The sequence below is a fragment of the Singulisphaera chitinilytica genome, assembly GCF_049331405.1.
Classification (GTDB): domain Bacteria; phylum Planctomycetota; class Planctomycetia; order Isosphaerales; family Isosphaeraceae; genus PoT.
The window spans coordinates 7,952,096-7,971,080 of record NZ_CP186274.1 but is presented as its reverse complement, the minus strand read 5'-3'; the positions used below and the strand labels follow the sequence as shown (position 1 = coordinate 7,971,080).

The 18,985-nt window shown below is 62.9% G+C and carries 12 protein-coding genes; 6 read left to right on the top strand and 6 right to left on the bottom strand.

Annotation, left to right across the window (positions count from 1 at the left end; all coding sequences use genetic code 11):
- Positions 1 to 22: 22 nt before the first annotated feature.
- Positions 23 to 2,884: an Hsp70 family protein gene (locus ACOYYX_RS31120; RefSeq protein ID WP_422926562.1), complete on the top strand. Its 2,862-nt coding sequence runs from the start codon at positions 23 to 25 to the stop codon at positions 2,882 to 2,884.
- Positions 2,885 to 2,971: 87 nt separating this feature from the next.
- Here ACOYYX_RS31120 and ACOYYX_RS31115 read toward each other — a convergent pair whose 3' ends face one another.
- Positions 2,972 to 5,065 (bottom strand): thioredoxin-like domain-containing protein, encoded by a 2,094-nt coding sequence (locus ACOYYX_RS31115; protein ID WP_422926561.1) that lies wholly within the window; start codon positions 5,063 to 5,065, stop codon positions 2,972 to 2,974.
- Between the two features lie 245 nt (positions 5,066 to 5,310).
- Here ACOYYX_RS31115 and ACOYYX_RS31110 point away from each other — a divergent pair, with 245 nt between their 5' ends.
- The 3 genes from ACOYYX_RS31110 to ACOYYX_RS31100 all read left to right on the top strand — a co-directional run bounded on the left by ACOYYX_RS31110 (position 5,311) and on the right by ACOYYX_RS31100 (position 9,148).
- On the top strand, positions 5,311 to 6,300 hold the full coding sequence (locus ACOYYX_RS31110; protein ID WP_422926560.1) for a ribose-phosphate diphosphokinase: 990 nt from the start codon (positions 5,311 to 5,313) through the stop codon (positions 6,298 to 6,300).
- A 179-nt stretch (positions 6,301 to 6,479) separates the two neighbouring features.
- The gene (locus tag ACOYYX_RS31105) at positions 6,480 to 7,907 is read left to right on the top strand and encodes a sigma 54-interacting transcriptional regulator (RefSeq protein ID WP_422926559.1); all 1,428 of its coding nucleotides are present in this window, start codon (positions 6,480 to 6,482) and stop codon (positions 7,905 to 7,907) included.
- Positions 7,908 to 8,005: 98 nt separating this feature from the next.
- Entirely contained in the window at positions 8,006 to 9,148 is a 1,143-nt protein-coding gene (locus tag ACOYYX_RS31100) for a VWA domain-containing protein (RefSeq protein WP_422926558.1), read from the top strand.
- A 25-nt stretch (positions 9,149 to 9,173) separates the two neighbouring features.
- Here ACOYYX_RS31100 and sthA read toward each other — a convergent pair whose 3' ends face one another.
- Together sthA and ACOYYX_RS31090 are read right to left on the bottom strand one after the other, a co-directional pair.
- Positions 9,174 to 10,607: a Si-specific NAD(P)(+) transhydrogenase gene (gene sthA / locus ACOYYX_RS31095; RefSeq protein ID WP_422926557.1), complete on the bottom strand. Its 1,434-nt coding sequence runs from the start codon at positions 10,605 to 10,607 to the stop codon at positions 9,174 to 9,176.
- 158 nt (positions 10,608 to 10,765) lie between these two features.
- Positions 10,766 to 11,803 (bottom strand): hypothetical protein, encoded by a 1,038-nt coding sequence (locus tag ACOYYX_RS31090; protein WP_422926556.1) that lies wholly within the window; start codon positions 11,801 to 11,803, stop codon positions 10,766 to 10,768.
- Between the two features lie 539 nt (positions 11,804 to 12,342).
- Between ACOYYX_RS31090 and ACOYYX_RS31085 the strand changes: the two genes are divergently transcribed.
- Positions 12,343 to 14,052 (top strand): ArnT family glycosyltransferase, encoded by a 1,710-nt coding sequence (locus tag ACOYYX_RS31085; protein WP_422926555.1) that lies wholly within the window; start codon positions 12,343 to 12,345, stop codon positions 14,050 to 14,052.
- Here the strand turns inward: ACOYYX_RS31085 and ACOYYX_RS31080 are convergent.
- The 3 genes from ACOYYX_RS31080 to ACOYYX_RS31070 form a co-directional block, all read right to left on the bottom strand.
- Positions 14,011 to 15,177: a glycosyltransferase family 4 protein gene (locus ACOYYX_RS31080; RefSeq protein WP_422926554.1), complete on the bottom strand. Its 1,167-nt coding sequence runs from the start codon at positions 15,175 to 15,177 to the stop codon at positions 14,011 to 14,013. The genes ACOYYX_RS31085 and ACOYYX_RS31080 overlap by 42 nt on opposite strands.
- 43 nt (positions 15,178 to 15,220) lie before the next feature.
- Complete coding sequence (gene truA / locus ACOYYX_RS31075) at positions 15,221 to 15,985, bottom strand: tRNA pseudouridine(38-40) synthase TruA (protein ID WP_422926553.1); 765 nt, start codon at positions 15,983 to 15,985, stop codon at positions 15,221 to 15,223.
- A 144-nt stretch (positions 15,986 to 16,129) separates the two neighbouring features.
- On the bottom strand, positions 16,130 to 17,146 hold the full coding sequence (locus tag ACOYYX_RS31070) for an aspartate-semialdehyde dehydrogenase (protein ID WP_422926552.1): 1,017 nt from the start codon (positions 17,144 to 17,146) through the stop codon (positions 16,130 to 16,132).
- A gap of 262 nt (positions 17,147 to 17,408) precedes the next feature.
- On the opposite strand from ACOYYX_RS31070, the gene purD reads away from it, so the two are divergent.
- Positions 17,409 to 18,920 (top strand): phosphoribosylamine--glycine ligase, encoded by a 1,512-nt coding sequence (gene purD, locus ACOYYX_RS31065; protein WP_422926551.1) that lies wholly within the window; start codon positions 17,409 to 17,411, stop codon positions 18,918 to 18,920.
- Positions 18,921 to 18,985: the final 65 nt, after the last annotated feature.

Sequence of the window (18,985 nt, the reverse complement as noted above, 5' to 3'; positions counted from 1 at the left end):
CTTCTCGAGGGAATGGCGGGGCATGGCACGCTCACGATACATCGTTGGCATCGACCTGGGGACGACCAACTGTGCGGTCGCCTATGTCGACACAAAAGGTCGAGAGCGACCCTCGGCCGACATCCGGCTATTCGAGGTCCCGCAACTCGTCGCTCCGAGCGAGACGGCTCCGAGGCCGATGCTCCCCTCATTCCTCTACCTCCCCGGCGAGCACGACCTTCCGCCGGGCGCGGCGAGGCTCCCCTGGCGCGATCATGCGGATCGGATCGTTGGCGAGTTCGCGAGGATCCAGGGGGCCAAGGTCCCCGGGCATCTCGTCGCCAGCGCGAAGAGCTGGCTCTGCCATCCCAAGGTCGATCGCGAGGCCGATATCCTCCCCTGGGCCTGTCCCCCGGGAGGCCGGAAGATCTCTCCGGTGGATGCCTCGGCGGATCTCCTCCGGCATATTCGCGACGCCTGGAACTTCCAGTTCGCCGCCGATGATCCGACGCGAAGACTGGAGCAACAGGAAATCGTCCTGACCGTGCCCGCCTCGTTCGACGAGGCCGCGCGCGAGCTGACGGTCGAAGCCGCGAAACGAGCCGGGCTCGAGGGGATCATCCTGCTGGAAGAGCCTCAAGCCGCCTTTTACTCCTGGATCGTCACGCATCAGGAAGGTTGGCAGCGTGAGGTCCGGGCCGGGGAATTGATCCTGGTCTGCGACATCGGCGGCGGCACGAGCGACTTCAGCCTCATCACTGTCGTCGAGACTCCCGACGGTCCAGGTTTCCGGCGAGTCGCGGTCGGCGACCACCTGATGCTCGGCGGCGACAACATTGACCTGGCGCTGGCCCATCTCGTCGAGCAGAAGCTCGGCAAGGTCCGACTCGACGCCGAACAGTGGAGTGCCCTCCGGCACGCCTGCCGCACGGCTAAGGAAAAGCTCCTGGGGGATCTCCCGGTCGAACGGTGGCCGGTGACGATCGCCGGTCGAGGCTCCAAGATCATCGGCGGAAGCATCCAGTCGGAACTGACACGGACTGAGGTGCTCGACAGCGTCCTCGATGGCTTCTTTCCCCGCGTTGATCGAGGGGAAGAGCCGGGGCGAGGCGCCAAGCTCGGGCTTCAGGAGTTCGGACTGCCGTTCGTTTCGGACCCGGCGATCCCGAAGCACCTCGCATCCTTCCTGCGACGACATCGCTCGGAGGTCGCGGGGCAGGGGGGATCGGCGACGGAGCCGGATCGGCCGGCACGTCCGGATGCAATCCTCTTCAACGGTGGTGCCCTCTCACCTGTGGTCGTGCGCGAGCGGATCGTTGATGTGATCGGTTCCTGGTTCGAACAGGATCCCGGACAGTCCTACTCGCCCCGCGTCCTGACGAATGCCTCGCTCGATCTGGCCGTCGCATATGGTGCGGCCTACTACGGAGTCGTCCGTCGAGGAGGAGGCATCCGCATTGGCGGCGGGACGGCCCGATCGTTTTACGTCGGGTTCCAGGCCGAGGAGACGGATCGCCCTTGGCTCTGCGTCGTCCCGCGTGACGCCCAGGAAGGGGATGAGATCACGATCGCCGAGCGCGACTTCGACCTCCTCGCCGGGCAGCCGGTTGCGTTCCCACTGGCTAGCAGTTCGGTTAGAGCCGACGATCGCCCGGGGGATCTGGTCGGTTCCGACCCTGACTCGATACGGGAACTACCTCCCCTCGTCTCCTTGATCCGGGTGGGCCGCAAGGCAAAGGCCGAACGCATCCCAGTTCGGCTGGCGGCTCGCGTCACCGAGGTTGGTACGGTCGAGCTTTGGTGCGAGTCGCGGACGGATGAGAGGCGCTGGAAGCTCCAAATCCAACTCCGCGGGGCCTCGGAAGGCGCAGGGACTTCGTCCACCTCCGGCGGTGCGGAGGCCGAGCGTGTGGTCCTCGAGCAGTCGATCGTCGATCGCGGGATCGCGGCGATCCGCGAGGCGTTCAACGCCGGCCCGACAGACGATGTCGGGCCGTCTCGCCTGGTGAAACGACTTGAGGAAGCGATCGAGTTGCCCCGCGATGAATGGCCCCCGTCGGCCCTTCGTGCCTTGTGGGAGCCGCTGAAAGACCTCGCCGAGAACCGCACTAAGAGCGCCCGGCACGAGTCGCGCTGGTTCAACCTCGCCGGCTATTTCCTGCGGCCCGGGACCGGGTTCCCGCTCGACGAGACGCGGATCAAGGCCCTCTGGCCGGTGTTCCATCAGGGGGTCCGGCACATCAAGGACCTGCAATGCTGGGCCGAGTGGTGGATCCTCTGGCGTAGGGTCTCCGCCGGGCTGACCCGATCGCACCACGACGAGATTTACCGTCGCGTCGCCCCTTACCTCGTGCCCTCGAAAGGCGGGAGCGCGGTGAAGAAGGGGGGACGGCCGAAGCCCGAGACGCATGAGATGGCGGAGATCTGGCGCTGTGCCGCGAGCCTCGAACGCCTCTCTCCCGAGTTGAAGGTCAACCTCGGCGATCTGCTCGCCAAGGATCTGGAACGAGGCGTTTCGGCCGGTTTCGCCCCCTGGTGTCTCGGACGGCTCGGGGCGCGAGTCCTCCTCTATGGCCCCGCTAATGCCGTGGTCCCGCGCGAGGTCGCTGAGAAGTGGACGAGCCTGCTCGTCGACAGGACCTTCGCGACTGGCCGAGAAACGACTGAAGGGATCTTCGCGCTGGCACAGCTCGCCCGGGTTTCTGGCGACCGCGCTCGGGACCTGGATGAAGATCTTCGCCTGAAGGTCATCGCCAGGCTCGAGGTCCTCGAAGCCCCCGAGACGGTGATCAGGCCGGTGAGGGAGTATCACGAACTGGAGGACGAGTTGCAGGGCCAGGCCCTCGGCGACTCGCTGCCCGTTGGACTTCGTCTCGTGGCCAGTTCGTCGACAGCAGGGGCCTGATCCCGGCCGCAAACGAAGAAGGACGGCCCTCGCAATTGCCTGCGAGGGCCGTCCTTCTGTTCTACAGGCCGAAGGCGCTTCCTCGAATTACTTCGAGGCGGCTTTCTCGGTCGCCGCGTTTGCGGTCGCGTCCTTCGCATCAAATGTTGCTGAGACGCTTCCGTCCTTGGTGAACTTGATTGGGGCGTTCCAGACGTAGCTCTTGATCTGGCAGAGGTTCGAGTCTTCGTCGCAGACGAAGGCCGAGACAGAGAGCTTCAGTATCAACGAGTCCCTGTCCTCGGGCACCTTGGCCAGCTTCACCTTCACATTGAAACGCTGAGCGGGCGTTTCCAGCTTCCTGGGTTCCGACTCGTTCGAAGCCAGGATAGTCGAATCGCTCGGGACCTCAACCATGTAGGGGAAGGGGGCCTGGTCGTTGACCTTGAAGCCTTCCTTGAGTGGGAGCCGGACGTCGATCGTGATCTCCTTGCTCGGCTTGACCGTCTGCTCCTTGAGGTTGAGGACCTGAGCATTCGGGAAGGCCGGGGCGCGTCGCGGCGGCTTGGGGGGCGAGAGGCCCTCGATCTCCAGAGTCTTCACCGCGCCGTCGTTGAGGTTCACGACCCGGATGGCATGGTTATTGGTGTCGGCAACGTAGAGGTCCGTGCCCGCGACGCTGAGGCCGCCCGGCTCGTAGAAGCGGGGCGGGTTGTCGGACGAGCCTGGCTCAGTGTTACCGACCAGGGTGTCGACTCGCTTCGCTCTCGGGTCGCAGACCTTGATCTTGTTGTTGTAGGAGTCGGCGATGTAGAGCTTGTCGTTGCCGAAGGCGACACCCAGGCAGTGCTGCAGGCGGACATCCTCGCCCACGCCGTCGACGTCCGCGAACTTGAAGAGGCCGAGGCCGACGATCGTGTGGACGAGGGGCTTTCTTCCCAGGGAGATCGCCCGGACCGCCGAGACTTCGGAGTCGGCCACGTAGAGATGATCGGCGTCCGCGGCCAGGCCGCTCGGTTGTGCGAAGAGTGCCTGGGCGATCGGGCCGTCCTGGATATCCTCACGACCCGTACCGGCCCAGTGGCCGACCGTCCCGTTCTCGATGTCGTAACGCCAGATCTGATGACTGCCTGCCATGGCGATGGCTATCGACTTGGTGCCGGGGATCAGTACGAGGTCCCAGGGACTGTTGAGTCCTGTCTGGGTACCGGCCCCGACGCCCTTGAAATTATGGGTCTGAACTCCCGTGCCCGCAACCGTCTCAACCTTGTTATTCTTGAGGTTGATGGCGCGGATCGAGTGATTCTCCGTGTCGGCCACGTAGAGGATGTCGTCGACCAGGCACATCCCCTGGGGCCGATTGAACTGGGACTTCTCATAGCCGCCGTCAACCAACCCGGCGACGCCGTTCCCGATCGTGACGGGATTCTTGCCACTGAAGTCGGTCAGGACAATCCGGTTGTGGGCCGTGTCCGAGATGAAGAGACGCTTGGACTTCTCGTCGGCGAGGATCTTGCCCGGGTAGAGCAATCCCGTCGTGTCGGGCTTATCGCTCTCGGGGAAGAAGACGACGGGCGACGTGTTCAGATCGCCCTTCTCCTTGTGCCTCGCGGCAAGCTGACCGATGACCCTGTCGAGCGCGGCGTAGTGGCCTTCGCCGCTGACGCTGCCGACGTACTTGCCTTCGGGATCGATCAGGACCAGGGTCGGCCAACTATTGACCTCGAATCGGTTCCAGATGACCTGATTGGCGTCATTGATCACCGGGTGCTTGATCTTGTATTCGCTGACCTTGCGCCGGATGTTTTCAGTGTCCTGTTCGGCGAAGAACTTCGCGGTATGGACGCCGATCACCACCAGCTCGTTCTTGTACTTCTCCTCGAGCTTGGCGAGGTCGGGGAGGACGTGATGGCAGTTGATGCAGCAATAGGTCCAGAAGTCGAGGAGGACGATCTTGCCCTTGAGTTCCTCGAGTCGGATCGGCTGGGTATTGATCCAACCCGTCGCCCCGTCGAAGCTCAATGGCGGCTGGTCCTGGCGCGCGGTTCGTTCGACGCGGATCTTGCTCCTGCCGGCTCGGCTGGACGAAGGCGGAGCTCCCCAGGCCTTGCCGGCGGACGGCCCTACCGGCAACTCTGCGAATAGCCCCGCGGCAACGAAGGCGCTGAAGATCCATCGGATCAAGGTTCTCTGACGACGCATCCCGACGACCCCTTCCCGAATCGTTCGGATAAGTATGGATGGAAGGCCCTTGTGTTGGCTATCGCCATTGTAATCGAGCAGCAAGGCGAAAGTAGAGATTTTTCGACATGCCTCACATGCCGGGGGTGATCGCCCGGCGACTGGAAAGCATCGTCCTTCTCTGTTAAGATGGCGTGTATTCCCGGGGTCCGGTACCTCGTATCGATCGGAACGAAGTCGTTAGCCACGAGACGAGAACGCTCGGCATGGACAATTCCCTGGTCGGTTGTACGTCCTCGAAGCAAAACGACCCATTCGGCGAACTCAAGATCTTCGCGGGGCAGGCCAGTGGCGACCTGGGCAGCGAGATTTGCAAGAAGCTAGGAATCGAGGTCGCTCGGTCGGAAACCAAGCTCTTCAGCGAGGGGAACGTCTTCGTCCGCGTGCTGGAGAACGTGCGAGGCCGTGACGTCTTCATCGTCCAGGGGACCGAATATCCGGTCAACGACAACTTCATGGAGTTGCTGTTCTGGATCGATGCCTTCAAGCGAGCCTCGGCGACCCAGGTCACGGCGGTCATCCCCTTCTTCTCGTATGCCAAGGGGGATAAGAAGGACGAGCCCCGTGTCTCGATCCGAGCCCGCGTCTGCGCCGACGCCATCGAGGCCGCAGGTGCCGACCGCGTCCTGACGATGGATCTGCACAGCCCGCAGATCCAGGGATTCTTCAAGATCCCGGTCGACCACCTCTACGCGATGCCCGTGCTGGTCGACTACTTCCGCAAGAAGGAAATCCCCGACCTCGTCGTGGCCTCGCCCGACGTGGGCTTCGGCAAGCAGGCGTACAAGTTTGCCGAGATGATGCGCAGTCCCGTCGTGCTCGGGAACAAGGTGCGGACCGACCACAATGAGAAGGCCCAGATGCTCGACATCATTGGGCAGGTCGAGGGCAAGAACGTCCTGATCGTGGACGATTTCACGATCTCGGGCGGGACCCTGATCGAGATGGCCAACGCCTGCAGGGCCAAGGGTGCGAAGGACATCTACGCCTGCGTCTCGCACGGCGTCTTCTCGAAGGGCTCGGGCGAGAAGATCGCCAAGAGCCCGATCAAGGAACTCGTGCTGACCAACACGATCGGCTATCGCTTCGAGCCGCTGGCCCCTTGCTGCAAGGTCATCAGCGTCGCCAGCCTCTTCGCCGAGGCGATCCTCTCCATCCACAGGCGCGAGAGCGTCAGCCGACTCTTCAATTTCTGAGCACTCTCGCCAGATCGAGTCCGTCTAAGGAGCCCGCGGAATTCCGCGGGCTCTTTGCTTTCCAAGGCCTTGCGCCTCGGCGCGATCCTACCCCTTACGTTGACTTGCGTACGTGCCAAGCCTAGCATGACTTTAGGCGTCCGAGGAGCGCGCCGCGGGTACTAACCGGAGTGTGCAGCATGGGGACGGATCGGCCCAGGAACCTGGGCGAGTTGAGGGCCAGCGGCTATCGGATCGGGTCGGTCAAGGATGAGATGCGGCGCAACCTGATCGCCAAACTGCAACGAGGAGAGCCACTCTTCCCCGATATTCTCGGCTATGAGGATACAGTCGTTCCCCAGATTCAGAATGCGATCCTCTCCCGCCACGACATGCTTTTCCTCGGCCTCCGAGGACAGGCGAAGACCAGGATGCTTCGTCAACTCGTCCACCTCCTGGACGATGTCATCCCCGTCGTGGCCGGCTCCGAGGTGAATGACGACCCGTTCTCGCCCCTCTCCAAGGAGGCCCGCGACCGCGTCGAGACCCTGGGCGACGAGACGACAATCGAGTGGATCGGCCGCGAGCGTCGCTACCAGGAAAAGCTCGCCACCCCCGACGTCACGATCGCGGACCTCGTTGGCGAAATCGACATGATCAAGCACGCCGAGGGAAAGTACCTCTCGAACGAGCTGACCATGCACTTCGGCCTGATCCCTCGGGCTAATCGCGGGATCTTCTGCATCAACGAATTGCCCGACCTGTCGCCCAAGATCCAGGTCGGTCTCTTCAACGTGCTCGAAGAACGGGACGTCCAGATTCGCGGGTATCCGATCCGCCTCAACCTCGACCTCTGCATGGTCTTCTCGGCCAACCCCGAGGACTATACGAACCGAGGCCGGATCGTCACGCCGCTCAAGGACCGCATCGGTTCCGTCGTGAAGACCCACTATCCGCTCACGCGAGAGCTCGGCATCGCGATCAGCGATCAGAACGCCTGGCTCGAGCGTAGCGGCGGGAAGCTCGCGATCCCCCTCTACATCAAGGAGATCGTCGAGGAGGTCTCTCGCCTCGCCCGGACGTCCCCGCATGTCAATCAGCAGTCGGGCGTCTCGGTCCGGATGTCGATCGCAAACCTCGAAAACGTCGTGTCCAACGCCGAGCGTCGGACGCTCCTCAATGGGGAGAGCTGGATCGTCCCCAGGGCTTCGGATCTGGCCTACGTGTCGTCGAGTTCGCGCGGTAAGCTCGAATTGGCGATGACCGAAGAAGAAGGGCATGAAGATAAGCTGCTCGGTCGGATCGTCGACGAGGCTGTCAAGAATGTCTTCGCCCAGAAGCTCGACGCCCGGGAATTCCGGCAGACTGTCGATTTCTTCGAGTCGGGGAAGGGGATCGAGCTGAGCGATACGCTCTCGTCGAAGGCCTTGCTCGACCGCATCGAGAAGGTCCCCCAACTCCGCAAGCGTGCGGAGGAGTTCGCCCGAGAGGCCCAGCCCGAGCTGAACGAGCCGGCCGCGCGGGAGGCCTCCATCGCGGCGGCCGCCGAATTCATCCTCGAAGGGCTGCATGTTCATAACAAGCTGAACAAGAACGTGAAAGCGGGCTCGACCTCCTATCGTCGCTGATCGTCCCCGGTCGAGAGAAGTCCCCAGATCGAGCGTGATGCATGCCCCGGCCTCGTCATCGACGAGGCCGGGTCGACTCATCCCAACCGAGGATCCACATGTCACTCTTTGAATATTCGAAGTGGGATGGGTCTCAGGACGTCCAGCCGCAGTCGGCCGATAAGGTCTTCGACCAGATCACCGAATATCTGCTCCAGTATGGGGACGAGGTCCTTCGGAATCTCGACGAGATCGACGACGAGGATATGCCCGACATCCTCGACAAGATCCAGCAACAGGGGCTGATCGAGAAGGATGAGGAAGGGAAATGGCAGGTCACGCCGAAAGGCGTGCGCCGGATCCAGGAAAACGCCCTCACGAATCTCTTCCAGACCTTTCAACGCGACGCCGTGGGCAAGCACGACACGCCTCAGAAGGGCGAGGGCACCATCCGCCTGGAAGATTCACGCCCCTACGTGTATGGCGACACGCTCGCGAACCTCGACCTGCACGAGACGCTCAAGAATGCGATGGTGCGGCAGGGGGGCGGGACTCCGCTGCGTCTGAAGTATGAAGATTACGTCGTCCACGAGACCGAGTATCAGACGCGTTGCGCGACCGTCGTCCTCATCGACATGAGCGGCTCGATGGGGCGTTATGGCAAATACGCCATGACGAAGAAGGTCGCCCTCGCCCTCCAGGCGATGGTCCGGGCCCAGTACTCCCAGGACACGCTCCAGATGGTGGGCTTCTATACTTATGCAAATGTGATGACCGAGAAGCAGCTGCTAAGCTCGGCACCGAAGCCCGTCAGCCTCTACGACAGCCGCGTCAACCTGCGATTCAATCTGGATAATCCGCCGAAGCGTGTGCCCCAGCACTTCACCAACATCCACGCCGGCCTGCGGCTCGCCCGAAATCTGTTGAGTCGTCAGGGGGCCCAGAACAAGCAGATCATCGTCATCACCGACGGTGAGCCAACCGCTCACATCGAAGGGCGCGACGTGGTACTCATTTATCCCCCCTCCGAGAAGACCGCGAATCACACTCTGACCGAAGTCCGTCGCTGCGCGGCCGCCGGGATTCGCGTCTCGAGTTTCGCGCTGATCGAAGATTACTTCTATTTAGGCCTCGTCAACTTCGTCGAGCAGATGGCTCGGGTGTCGCACGGTGTGGCCGCCTACTGCTCGGCCGACGACCTGGGCAAGTACGTCTTCGACAGCTTCGTGGGGGGGCGAAGGACTCGTCGCAAGAGTCAATGACATTGAGCAAGCCTTTGACGCGACATCAAGGAGTCGCCAGTCCTGCGATCCGCTCGGGGATCCCCTGGAGCTTGGCTCGCTTGCCGAGTGCGTCGTACGTCGCGTACTTGTAGAGCTCGGTGAGGGTCGGGTAGTTATAGCACGTCGCGATGAACAGGTCCGCCCCCTGGTTCATCAGGAGCGCGGTCAGGCCGACGTGAACTAACTCGGTCGCCTGCTCGCCGATGACGTGGACTCCCAGCAATTTCATGTCCTCGGCGTGGAAGAGGAGCTTGAGGAAGCCCTTGTCGTCCCCGATGATCTTGCCGCGGGCGTTCGTTGAGTAGCTCGCCTTGCCCGAGACGTAGGGAATGCCTTTTGCCTTCAGGGCATCCTCGGTCTCGCCCGCCTGGGAACATTCGGGGATGGTATAAATGCCGTAGGGCAGGACGTGGGCGACGACGCTCTTGTACTTAAGATCGAAGGCATCCACCATCGCCACGCGAGCCTGCTCCATCGCGGTCGAGGCAAGCCCCGGCGAGCCGATCACGTCGCCCGCGGCGTAGACGTGGGGGACGTTGGTCTGATACTGCGGGTTCACCTTGATCAGCCCGCGATCGTTAGTCATGACCCCCACATTCTCGAGGCCGAGCGTACGAGTATTCCCGTTCCGCCCTGCCGAGACGAGGATTGCGCCTGTCGAAAGGGACAGGCCCGACTTCAGTCGCACGTCGATGCCACGGCCGGCCTCGACGGAGAGCACCGAATCCTTGAAAACGAAGTGGACGCCGATCGACTCCATCTGGGCCTGGAGCGCGGCGGCAACCTCGGAGTCGACCGAGCCGAGAATCCGGTCTCGCTGCTCGACCACCGTGACTTTCACGCCAAGAATAGCGAACATGCAGGCATATTCGCAACCGATGACCCCGCCCCCTACGACGAGCATGCTCTTGGGGAGGTCGCGGAGGTTGAGGATCGAGTCCGAATCCCAGACCCGGTGGTCCTGGAACGGGAACAGGGGAGGACGGACGGGGGTCGAGCCCACGGCGATCAGGATTCGTTCCCCCTGGATCCGGGTCTCTTCCCCCTCGGGCGATCGGATGGCGATCGTGTGAGGATCCACGAAGGCGCCGGCGCCCGAGTAGGTACGCACGTGATGCCGTGCGAGGTTGTTGATGATCCGGATCCGCTCGTCGCGGGTCACGTGCTGCTCGTGGACCATGAAGTCGCTGATGGTGACCTGCTGCTTGAGCGTCAGGTTGAGCCCGGAGAGGTCGCGATTGCGAAACCCCGAGAGGAAGAGGGCCGTCTCGCGCAACGTCTTCGATGGGAGGGTTCCTGTATTCGCCGCGGCACCGCCGTAGTGGGCCTCTTTCTCGACGAGGGCCACGGACTTGCCGAAGTAGGCGGCCTGGGCCGCACCCTTCTCGCCGGCAGGGCCCGAACCGATCACGACGAGGTCGTAGCGCTGGACATCCATCAGAAATCAAGCTCCCGTGTTGGCCTGCATCCACCCCGAGTACCGGCTGAGGGTAGGCGGCTTCGAGATTCGCTGTCAAGCGGTATCGAAGCTGCCCGGCCCGTCCTCGGCCGCGACGTCTGTACTGAGCTTGGTGATAATCCCCCCCTGACCGTGTTCTACATCCACAGTTTATCGAGTGAACACACGGCAACCTTCGCCTTCTGCTCGACCTGGATTGATTTGAGCATGCTCTTGAGATTGGCCTGGCCCTGGAGCCGTTCGACTGGGTCATACGATGGGACGAACGCTCGCCCAGTGAGTAAATCACTCCCATCAAGGATCGCTACGACGTCACCTGGGCCCAACGGCAACCGAGCCAGCAATTCCAGCGTCTGCTCTTGATGTCCGGCTAACTGATCAGGGCGGCAGGGGGTATCGAGGAGAAGAATGCTCAGTGAACCGATCGTCGATTTGATCTCGTTCACCCAGCGTTCAAGCTGCGAGTTCGTCCAGCTCTTGCCGAATTGCTGACGAATCTCGGGGTCGCCCGACTCGATCCCCAGGTGAACCCTCGTCAAACCCAACTCGCGATAGGACTTGAGTGCGGCGGAGAATGGAACCTCAGCCGGGAAGTCCTCGAGGAAGAGGTGCGTCCCCTCGAGGCGCGCCATATCCGACCGCAAATCGGATGTGTTGGATTCCGCCGAGGAATCGCTCGGCGGCAGGGCGTCCCTTATGGCCGCGAGGTATGCTCGCACCAACTCTGGATCTTGATGCAGGATGTCGGAGCCTGCGAGGAAGGCGGCTCGAGCCTGTGATACCCGCTTTCCCCAGAGTTTGACGATGGCTTTGACATGCTTTTCGAAGGCTTCGGAGTTCCGAAGTTGGTAGGTCACCGTGGGTTGGCAGTCGAAGGTGGATGGTCCGCGGTTGCCGACGCTAGCCTGAAAGATGATCCGACTTGCACCGTCAGGTGGCTGGAAAAAAGGCCCTGGGTATGTGGCGACGAAGCGCTCGCGCTGAGAAAACCATGCAGCAGCGTCCCAGGCGAGGATCCGCTCGAGGAATTCGCGGAGAGTGTCCTTGTCCAGGTGCTGTTCATCCTTCGAGGGAAGCTCGATGCGGAACGAAGTGTCATCGGCGAGGCGGTCGATCATGTCGATGGCCGCCTGGCGAATCCGATGATCCAGATCGCTCGCCTCGGCGAAGCTCATTGTCTGGCGATGGAGGACGAGGTTCGCCCCCTCTCGGACGCGGTCGATGTAGCGGACCGAGGTGTCGAGCGACTTGAGGAAGTGCCGCCCGCTGATGTAGGCACGCTGCCAGCGTCCTTCGAGGTCGAAATGGAAGATCGGCTCGTCGCCGTAGTAGAGTGAGAAGGCCCCCGCTTTGAAGCCCGCCAAGATGGGTGTGTCTTCCTCTTTCCGGAGGAGGGCCCGGTTCTTGTACAAGGTGCCTTGCGCGAGCAAGCATTCCGCTTCGGTCTGAACAGCCATCGTCCACGTCCTCGATTGGCCGACGCCTCGCCCCGCCTCGGGTAGAAGGCTCGACCCGCTCATGTCCCTGTCTGAAATTCTTCGCTGAGGAAGACTTACGCCTCGGTATTGCGGCCGGATCGACGATCACAAAGTCCTCTCCCTGACCCGGGGACCTTTGATTATACTCACCGCCCCGACCAGGCGAACCGTGGTGCCGGCGAACGGTGCCTCGATAAGGATGTCGCTCGCCTCGGAGCGGGAGCACGGAGGGAACCGTGTCCACACTGACATCTCCCGCGAATGATTCGCACGAACCAGAACCGACCGCGCGTCGCGCGACTCGATACATCGAACCCGGCCTACTCGTCCTCCTGGCGTTGACACTGAACCTGCTCGGCAACGACCGCACGAGCCTCTGGGATCGGGATGAGCCCCGTTACTCGACCTGCGTCCGCGAGATGCGGGCGCGGGGCGACTGGATTCATCCCACCTTCAACGGCGAACCGCGATATCAGAAGCCGGTCCTGATCTACTGGCTCATGCGCGGGTCCGTGGCCCTGGTAGGTGACAACACCTTCGGCATGCGCCTGGTCTCGGGCCTGGCCGGGGCGGCGACCTGCCTCCTGGTCTGGCATTTCGGTCGTCGTCTCATCGGCCATCGAGCCGGTTCTTTGGCGGCGTTCATGCTCGCGACGGCGCCGATCATGGTGGCCGAGTCGAAGTTAGCCACGACCGATGCCACGCTCACCCTCTGGCTTGTCGCGGCGCAGTTCTGCCTCTGGGAGCTTAGCCGCAGGGAATCGCGCTGGCTCGCGGCGGGCTTCTGGGTCCTCATGGCGCTGGCGACGCTCACGAAGGGGCCAGTCGGCCTAGGACTCATCGCCGTCTCCGGCCTCGTCTCCTGGCGCGCGGGCGGTCCGACCTCATGCTGGCGAAGGCTTCATTGGGGTTCGGGGCTCTTGATCTACGCCTTGCTCGTCGCCCCCTGGTTGATCGCGGTCGGGATCGTCTCGCACGGGGACTTCTTCCGCGTCGCGGTCGGCGAGCAGATGGTGAACCGCGTGACGACGGGTTTGGAAAAGCACGGCGGGTTCCCGGGCTATTACCTGGTGACGATTCTCGGCACCTTCCATCCGTGGTCGGCACTCGTGCCCGCGGCGGTCCTGGCTGCGTGGACCCGACGACGTTCGAGCCCAGAACTTGGGTTCCTGTTTGGCTGGATCGTAGGGCCGTTGATCCTGCTCGAGTGCGTGAAGACCAAGCTCGTCCACTACTATCTGCCGGCGATCCCCGCGTGCTCGATGCTCGTCGGCTGGATGGTAGTGTCCGTCGTGAAGGAACAGGTCAACCTCAGGCGTTGCCATCTCGGACGCCTCGCCGTGGCCCTGCTCGGCGGGACGAGTCTCGTCCTGGTCGTGGCCATGGCCACGATGGCCCTGATGCGCGACTCCCTCCTCCGCTGGCCGCTCCTGTTTGTTGCCGCGATCCTCGCGACCGGAACGATCTACGCCCTGCGCCGTATTCACGGCGGAGCGACCGAACGGGCGATGCACGCACTGATCGTTACCTGGGCCTGCGTGATGGCAGGACTGGGCGGCTGGCTCTTGCCTTCGGCGGAGCCGTACCGGGCGCCTCGCTTCGTCGCCGCTCGACTCAAAGAGCTGTCGAAGGAACTCGATGCCCAGCCGGTGCTGCACTCGTTCCAGGAACCGAGCCTGATCTATGCGTACGGCAAACCCTTGCCGACAATCCGCAAGTGGCATCAGCTCTATGACCTGATCCTGGAACGGGGGGCCGTCGTGACGGCTTTGCTGCCCCAGGAACTCAAGGAGTTCCACCAGAAGTCTTACCTCGAGGTCGAGCTGAAGGATAAGATGACCTGGACGAACCTCAACACCGGTTCGGAAGAGGTTCTCCAGTTCGTCCTGGTGCGGGTCAACCGCTCAGCAGAGGGCCCGCCCCGCCAGCAGACGCGAGTAAAGTGAGCGCAGCTGAGACGTCATCGTCTCGTGGCGGAACTGGTCGGCGAATCGGCGCCGGCCTTCCGCCCCCATCGAGGCTCGCAAGCTGGAATTCCCGGCGAGTCGCAGAATCGCCGCGGTGAGGCCTTCGAGGTCTCGCGTCTTGAGCAGGACGCCCGTCTCCGGGATCACCACCTCCCGGGCACCATCGACGTCGTAGCTGATGACGGGTCGACCGACGAGCAGCGATTGCGGAAGGACGCGAGCGAGCCCTTCGCGCAGGCTGGGATGCACCACGGCATCGAGGCCTCCGAGCAGTTCGGGAATCCGGGTCGGCGGCACCAGGCCGATGAAATGGAATGCGTGGCGGATGCCTCGCTGCTCGGTCTCGGCGATGAGCTTGTCGCGCAGGATGCCGTCGCCGATGAACACGAATCGGACGTTCGGGTTCTCCTCGAGAATTCCAGGCGCGACGGCCAGGATGTCGTCATGTCCTTTGCGCTCGAAGAGTCGCGCGACGGTGCCGAATGCTACCTCGTGATCGAGTAGCCCGAGCTCTCGCCGAACCTCATCCCGAGGTCGGGGAGGATTCAGGAACGCATCTACGTCCATACCGCTGTAGACGGTCGAGAACTGCTCGGGCCTTCCCACGCCGGCCGCCAGGGCCTGTTCGGTCATCGAATCGCACACGCTCACGATCGCGTGGCAGTTCTTCGCCGCCCAACGTTCGAGCCCGACGTACAGGCGGTTCTTGAGCGGCCTCTCGGAGGGGCCGAAGGGGAGGCCGTGGATCGTGTGGACGACGGCCGGGACCTTCTCGTGCCAGGCGGCGACCCGGCCGATGATTCCGGCCTTGGAGCTGTGCGTATGCACGACATCGGGTTTTAAGCGACGATAGGCACTCCGCAACTGGCGATAGGCCTTGAGGTCGGTGCCCGGCTTGATGGCCCGGATCAACTCGGGCATCACCTCGACCTTCAGGCCTTGCTGATAGGCGCGGTCGAAGAGATCCCCCTCGGGCCCTTCAGCCGGCCCTGAGATCAAAGTCACATCGTCGCCATACCGGTGATGGAGACCCTCGACCGTGAGTAGCGTATTTTCCTGCGCGCCCCCGAGGATGAGCCGAGTAATCACGTGGACGATTCGCATGAACGAGTGCTCACTCAGGGAAGGCCATTGAGGACCGACACGCTCAGGGTTTGAAATCGAGTGGTTGCGAATCGCTGTAGCGGACCACGACCATGAAGAGGCCTTCGGGGGGCGCCGTGGGGCCAGCCTCGCGACGGTCCTCGGCGACGAGCGCTTCGCGGACCCATTCTTCGGGGCGACGCTTCATGCCAACTTGGACGAGAGTCCCGGCGATTGACCTGACCATATTGTAGAGGAAGCCGTCGGCCTCGACCTCGATCCAGACGGCATCACCCTGCCGGAGGACTTCGAGCGACATGATCGTCCGCACGCTGCTCGTCCGGTTGGGCCAGTTGGTCTCGAAACTTCGGAAGTCGTGCCGGCCGAGAAGGGCTCGAGAGGCTCGCTGCATCGCCTCGACGTCGAGGGCCTTGTAGACGTGATAGCTGTAGCGACGCTTGAACGGATCCGCGACGCGGCCGTTGTCGATCACGTAGCGATACATCTTGGATTTGGCGTCGAGCGTCGCGTGGAAAGACTGGGGCATATCCCAGGCCCCGAGGATCCGGACGTCGACGGGCAGCGTCGCGTTCAAGGCCTTGACGATGACCTCGCACGGATGCCTCGAGGCCGTGTAGAAGTGCGCGACCTGACCAAGCGCATGGACGCCGGCATCCGTCCGGCCGCTGGCGTTCATCGAGGGTGTGACCCCCGTCAAGGCTCCCAGGGCTTCTTCGACGACCTGTTGGACCGTCCTGTGATTCGGCTGTCGCTGCCAGCCGAAGAAGTCGGTCCCGTCGTAGCTCAAGAGGAGCTTGATGTTCCGCATCGATCCGTGAGTCGCTCCGATTGAGTCTGAAGGTAGGATGCGGACGTTGCAAGGACTGTCATCTCGAAGGAAGCCGTGATCTTCGCGATGTCGCCAGCAACAGCGCGACCCAGCCGCAGAAAACGGCCGGGTCGCTCGAAGAAATCAGACGCTTGCGGGGGCAAGCTTGACCAGCTCCTCCGCGATCTGCACGGCGTTCGTCGCTGCACCCTTGCGGAGGTTGTCGCTGACACACCAGAAGAGCAGGGCGTTGGGACGGTGGAGGTCCTGGCGGATCCGGCCGACGAAGACCTCATCACGGTTGGAGGCCGACGACGGGAGCGGGTAGAGCTTGTTGGCGTTGTCGTCGACGATGATCAGGCCGGGGGCGCTGGCCCAGATCTCGCGAGCAGCTTCGACGGTGATCGGCTTCTCGGTTTCGATCAGGATTGATTCACTGTGACTGTTGGCCACCGGGACACGGACGCAGGTGGGACAGACGTCGATCGAGTCGTCCCCCATGATCTTGCGCGTCTCGTTGACCATCTTCATCTCTTCTTTGGTGTAACCGGAAGGGAGGAAGTCATCGATCTGCGGTATGCAGTTGAAGGCGATCGAGTGGGCGAACTTGCTCGGGGCCGGGGGCGTGTTCCCCGAGACGAGGGCCGCGGTCTGGGCCTGAAGCTCGTGGATTCCCTTCTGACCAGCGCCCGAGACGGCCTGATACGTGCTGACGATGACCCGCCTGATCCGGAAGGCATCATGGAGCGGCTTGAGGGCCACGACCATCTGGATCGTCGAGCAGTTGGGGTTGGCAATAATCCCCTTGTGCTTCGCCACGTCGTGAGGGTTGACCTCGGGCACGACGAGGGGGACGTCCGGGTCCATGCGGAAGGCGCTCGAGTTGTCGACGACCACGGCGCCGGCCTTGGCGGCGATCGGGCTGTATTCGCGCGAGATCGAGGCCGGGGTGCTCGACAGGACGATGTCGACCCCCTCAAACGCTCCCGGAGACAGGGGCTGGATGGGGTACTCTTTGCCGCCGAACGTCAACGATTTGCCGGCGCTTCGTTCCGACGCGAGGAATTTGATCGAGGACGCGGGGAAGTTCCGCTCCTCGAGCAAACGGATCATCACCTGACCAACAGCCCCGCTGGCACCCACGACGGCAACGCTCTTCACGGCGATCTCCTCTCCCTACCCGGGAACCTTCTCGTACCCTTTGCTACGAAGGGACGTTACGCCGACACCTTACTCGATCGGACGGTTCACTTGAGGGAGTTTGTGCTGGCGGAAAAGCACCATCATAAGGCGTCGACGGGGCACTTTTCAACGCAAGTCACCCACGGGGGTCGTTTAGGCCTGTGCGATCGAGTGGGCGAGTCATTAGAATAGCTAGGCTACTGAGTTGCCGTCGGCGGATTCCCTGATTGAGGTGGTCGCGTTGAAAGTCCTCGTGATTGGCAAAGGCGGGCGTGAGCACGCCCTCTGCTGGAAACTGAAACAGTCGCCCAAGGTTACCGCGGTTTTCTGCGCCCCCGGGAATGCGGGCACCGCGCTCGACGTCAAGAACGTCTCGATCGATGCGAATGATGTCCGCGGCCTGATTCAGTTCGCGAAGCGTGAAGGGATCCACCTGACGGTCGTCGGGCCCGAAGAACCCCTCACCAACGGCATCGTCGACGCCTTCCAGCGCGAGGGCCTGCGGATCTTCGGCCCCCGCCGCGACGCGGCCGAGCTCGAAGGGAGTAAGGTCTTCGCCAAGGAATTGATGCGACAGGCCGGCATCCCCACCGCCGATTACCGCATCTTCCGCTCCGCCCCCGACGCCGAACACTACATCCTCTCACGCGAGGTCTCGCTCGTCGTCCGGTCTAAGGGTCGTTCGACCATCCGGCACACCCTGATGTGTCGGACGGCGTCCGAGACCCTCGAGGCCATCGACCGGATCATGGATCCGCGCGAGCAGCTCGGGCCGGGCGTTCAGGTCGAGATCGAGGAGCGCAGCCAGCGCCGGCTCTTCAGCACGGCGGCCGAAGCCCGGGACTATGTCCTCGGTCGTCCTCTAGGCATGGTCCTCAAGGCCGACGGGCTCGCCGCGGGCAAGGGCGTCTACGTCTGCGACAATCTCCGACAGGCGCTCGACGCCATCGACCAGATCATGGTCCGGCGGGTCTATGGCAAGGCGGGGGACCGCATGATCCTCGAGGAACGCCTCGATGGTCAGGAGGCGAGCGTCCTCGCTTTGACCGACGGCCGGACTATCATCCCCCTCGAGTCGAGCCAGGACCACAAGCGGGCATTCGACCACGACGAAGGCCCTAACACGGGCGGCATGGGGGCCTACTCGCCGGCGCCCATCGTGACGCCCGAATTGATGGAAGAAATCGAGCGTGAGGTCCTCGTCCCCGTCGTCCATGCCTTGAAGCGGGCCCGACGCCCATTCAGGGGGGTCCTCTACGCTGGCCTGATGCTCACGAACCAGGGACCTAAGGTCCTCGAGTTCAATGTGCGTCTCGGCGATCCCGAGTGCCAGGCCGTCCTGATGCGGCTCCAGTCGGACCTCTTCGAGGTGCTCGACGCCGTCGTGGACGAGAAACTCGACACCGTGACGATGAAGTGGGATCCGCGTCCCGCCGTCAGCGTCGTCATGGCCTCCGAAGGGTATCCCGGCCACTATGAGCGCGACCGGGTGATCAACAACCTCGAAGAAGCCGACCGCATGAAGGACGTGAAGGTTTTCCATGCCGGCACGAACTTGCGGATAGACACCAGCCTGGGTCGAGATCCCCGCGTGGTGACGGACGGCGGACGCGTCCTCAACGTCACGGCGTTGGGAGCGACTCTGGCTGATGCTCAGGCCCGGGCTTACGAGGCGGTCCGCTCGATCCGGTATGCGGGAGCCTGGTATCGCCGCGACATCGCCGACAAGGCCCTCCGCGCCACCCAATCCTGAGCTGTGCGGATGCCATTTCTGTCGACGCAGCAACCTGGAATAGTCCAACTCGTTCGATGACAATG

Excerpts from the sequence above, each read along its gene's own strand:
- ACOYYX_RS31110 (WP_422926560.1), top strand. The coding sequence starts at position 5,311 with ATGGACAATTCCCTGGTCGGTTGTACGTCCTCGAAGCAAAACGACCCA.
- truA (WP_422926553.1), bottom strand. The coding sequence starts at position 15,985 with ATGCGGAACATCAAGCTCCTCTTGAGCTACGACGGGACCGACTTCTTC.
- ACOYYX_RS31090 (WP_422926556.1), bottom strand. The coding sequence starts at position 11,803 with ATGAGCTTCGCCGAGGCGAGCGATCTGGATCATCGGATTCGCCAGGCG.
- ACOYYX_RS31080 (WP_422926554.1), bottom strand. The coding sequence starts at position 15,177 with ATGCGAATCGTCCACGTGATTACTCGGCTCATCCTCGGGGGCGCGCAG.
- ACOYYX_RS31115 (WP_422926561.1), bottom strand. The coding sequence starts at position 5,065 with ATGCGTCGTCAGAGAACCTTGATCCGATGGATCTTCAGCGCCTTCGTT.
- ACOYYX_RS31120 (WP_422926562.1), top strand. The coding sequence starts at position 23 with ATGGCACGCTCACGATACATCGTTGGCATCGACCTGGGGACGACCAAC.
- ACOYYX_RS31100 (WP_422926558.1), top strand. The coding sequence starts at position 8,006 with ATGTCACTCTTTGAATATTCGAAGTGGGATGGGTCTCAGGACGTCCAG.
- ACOYYX_RS31105 (WP_422926559.1), top strand. The coding sequence starts at position 6,480 with ATGGGGACGGATCGGCCCAGGAACCTGGGCGAGTTGAGGGCCAGCGGC.
- sthA (WP_422926557.1), bottom strand. The coding sequence starts at position 10,607 with ATGGATGTCCAGCGCTACGACCTCGTCGTGATCGGTTCGGGCCCTGCC.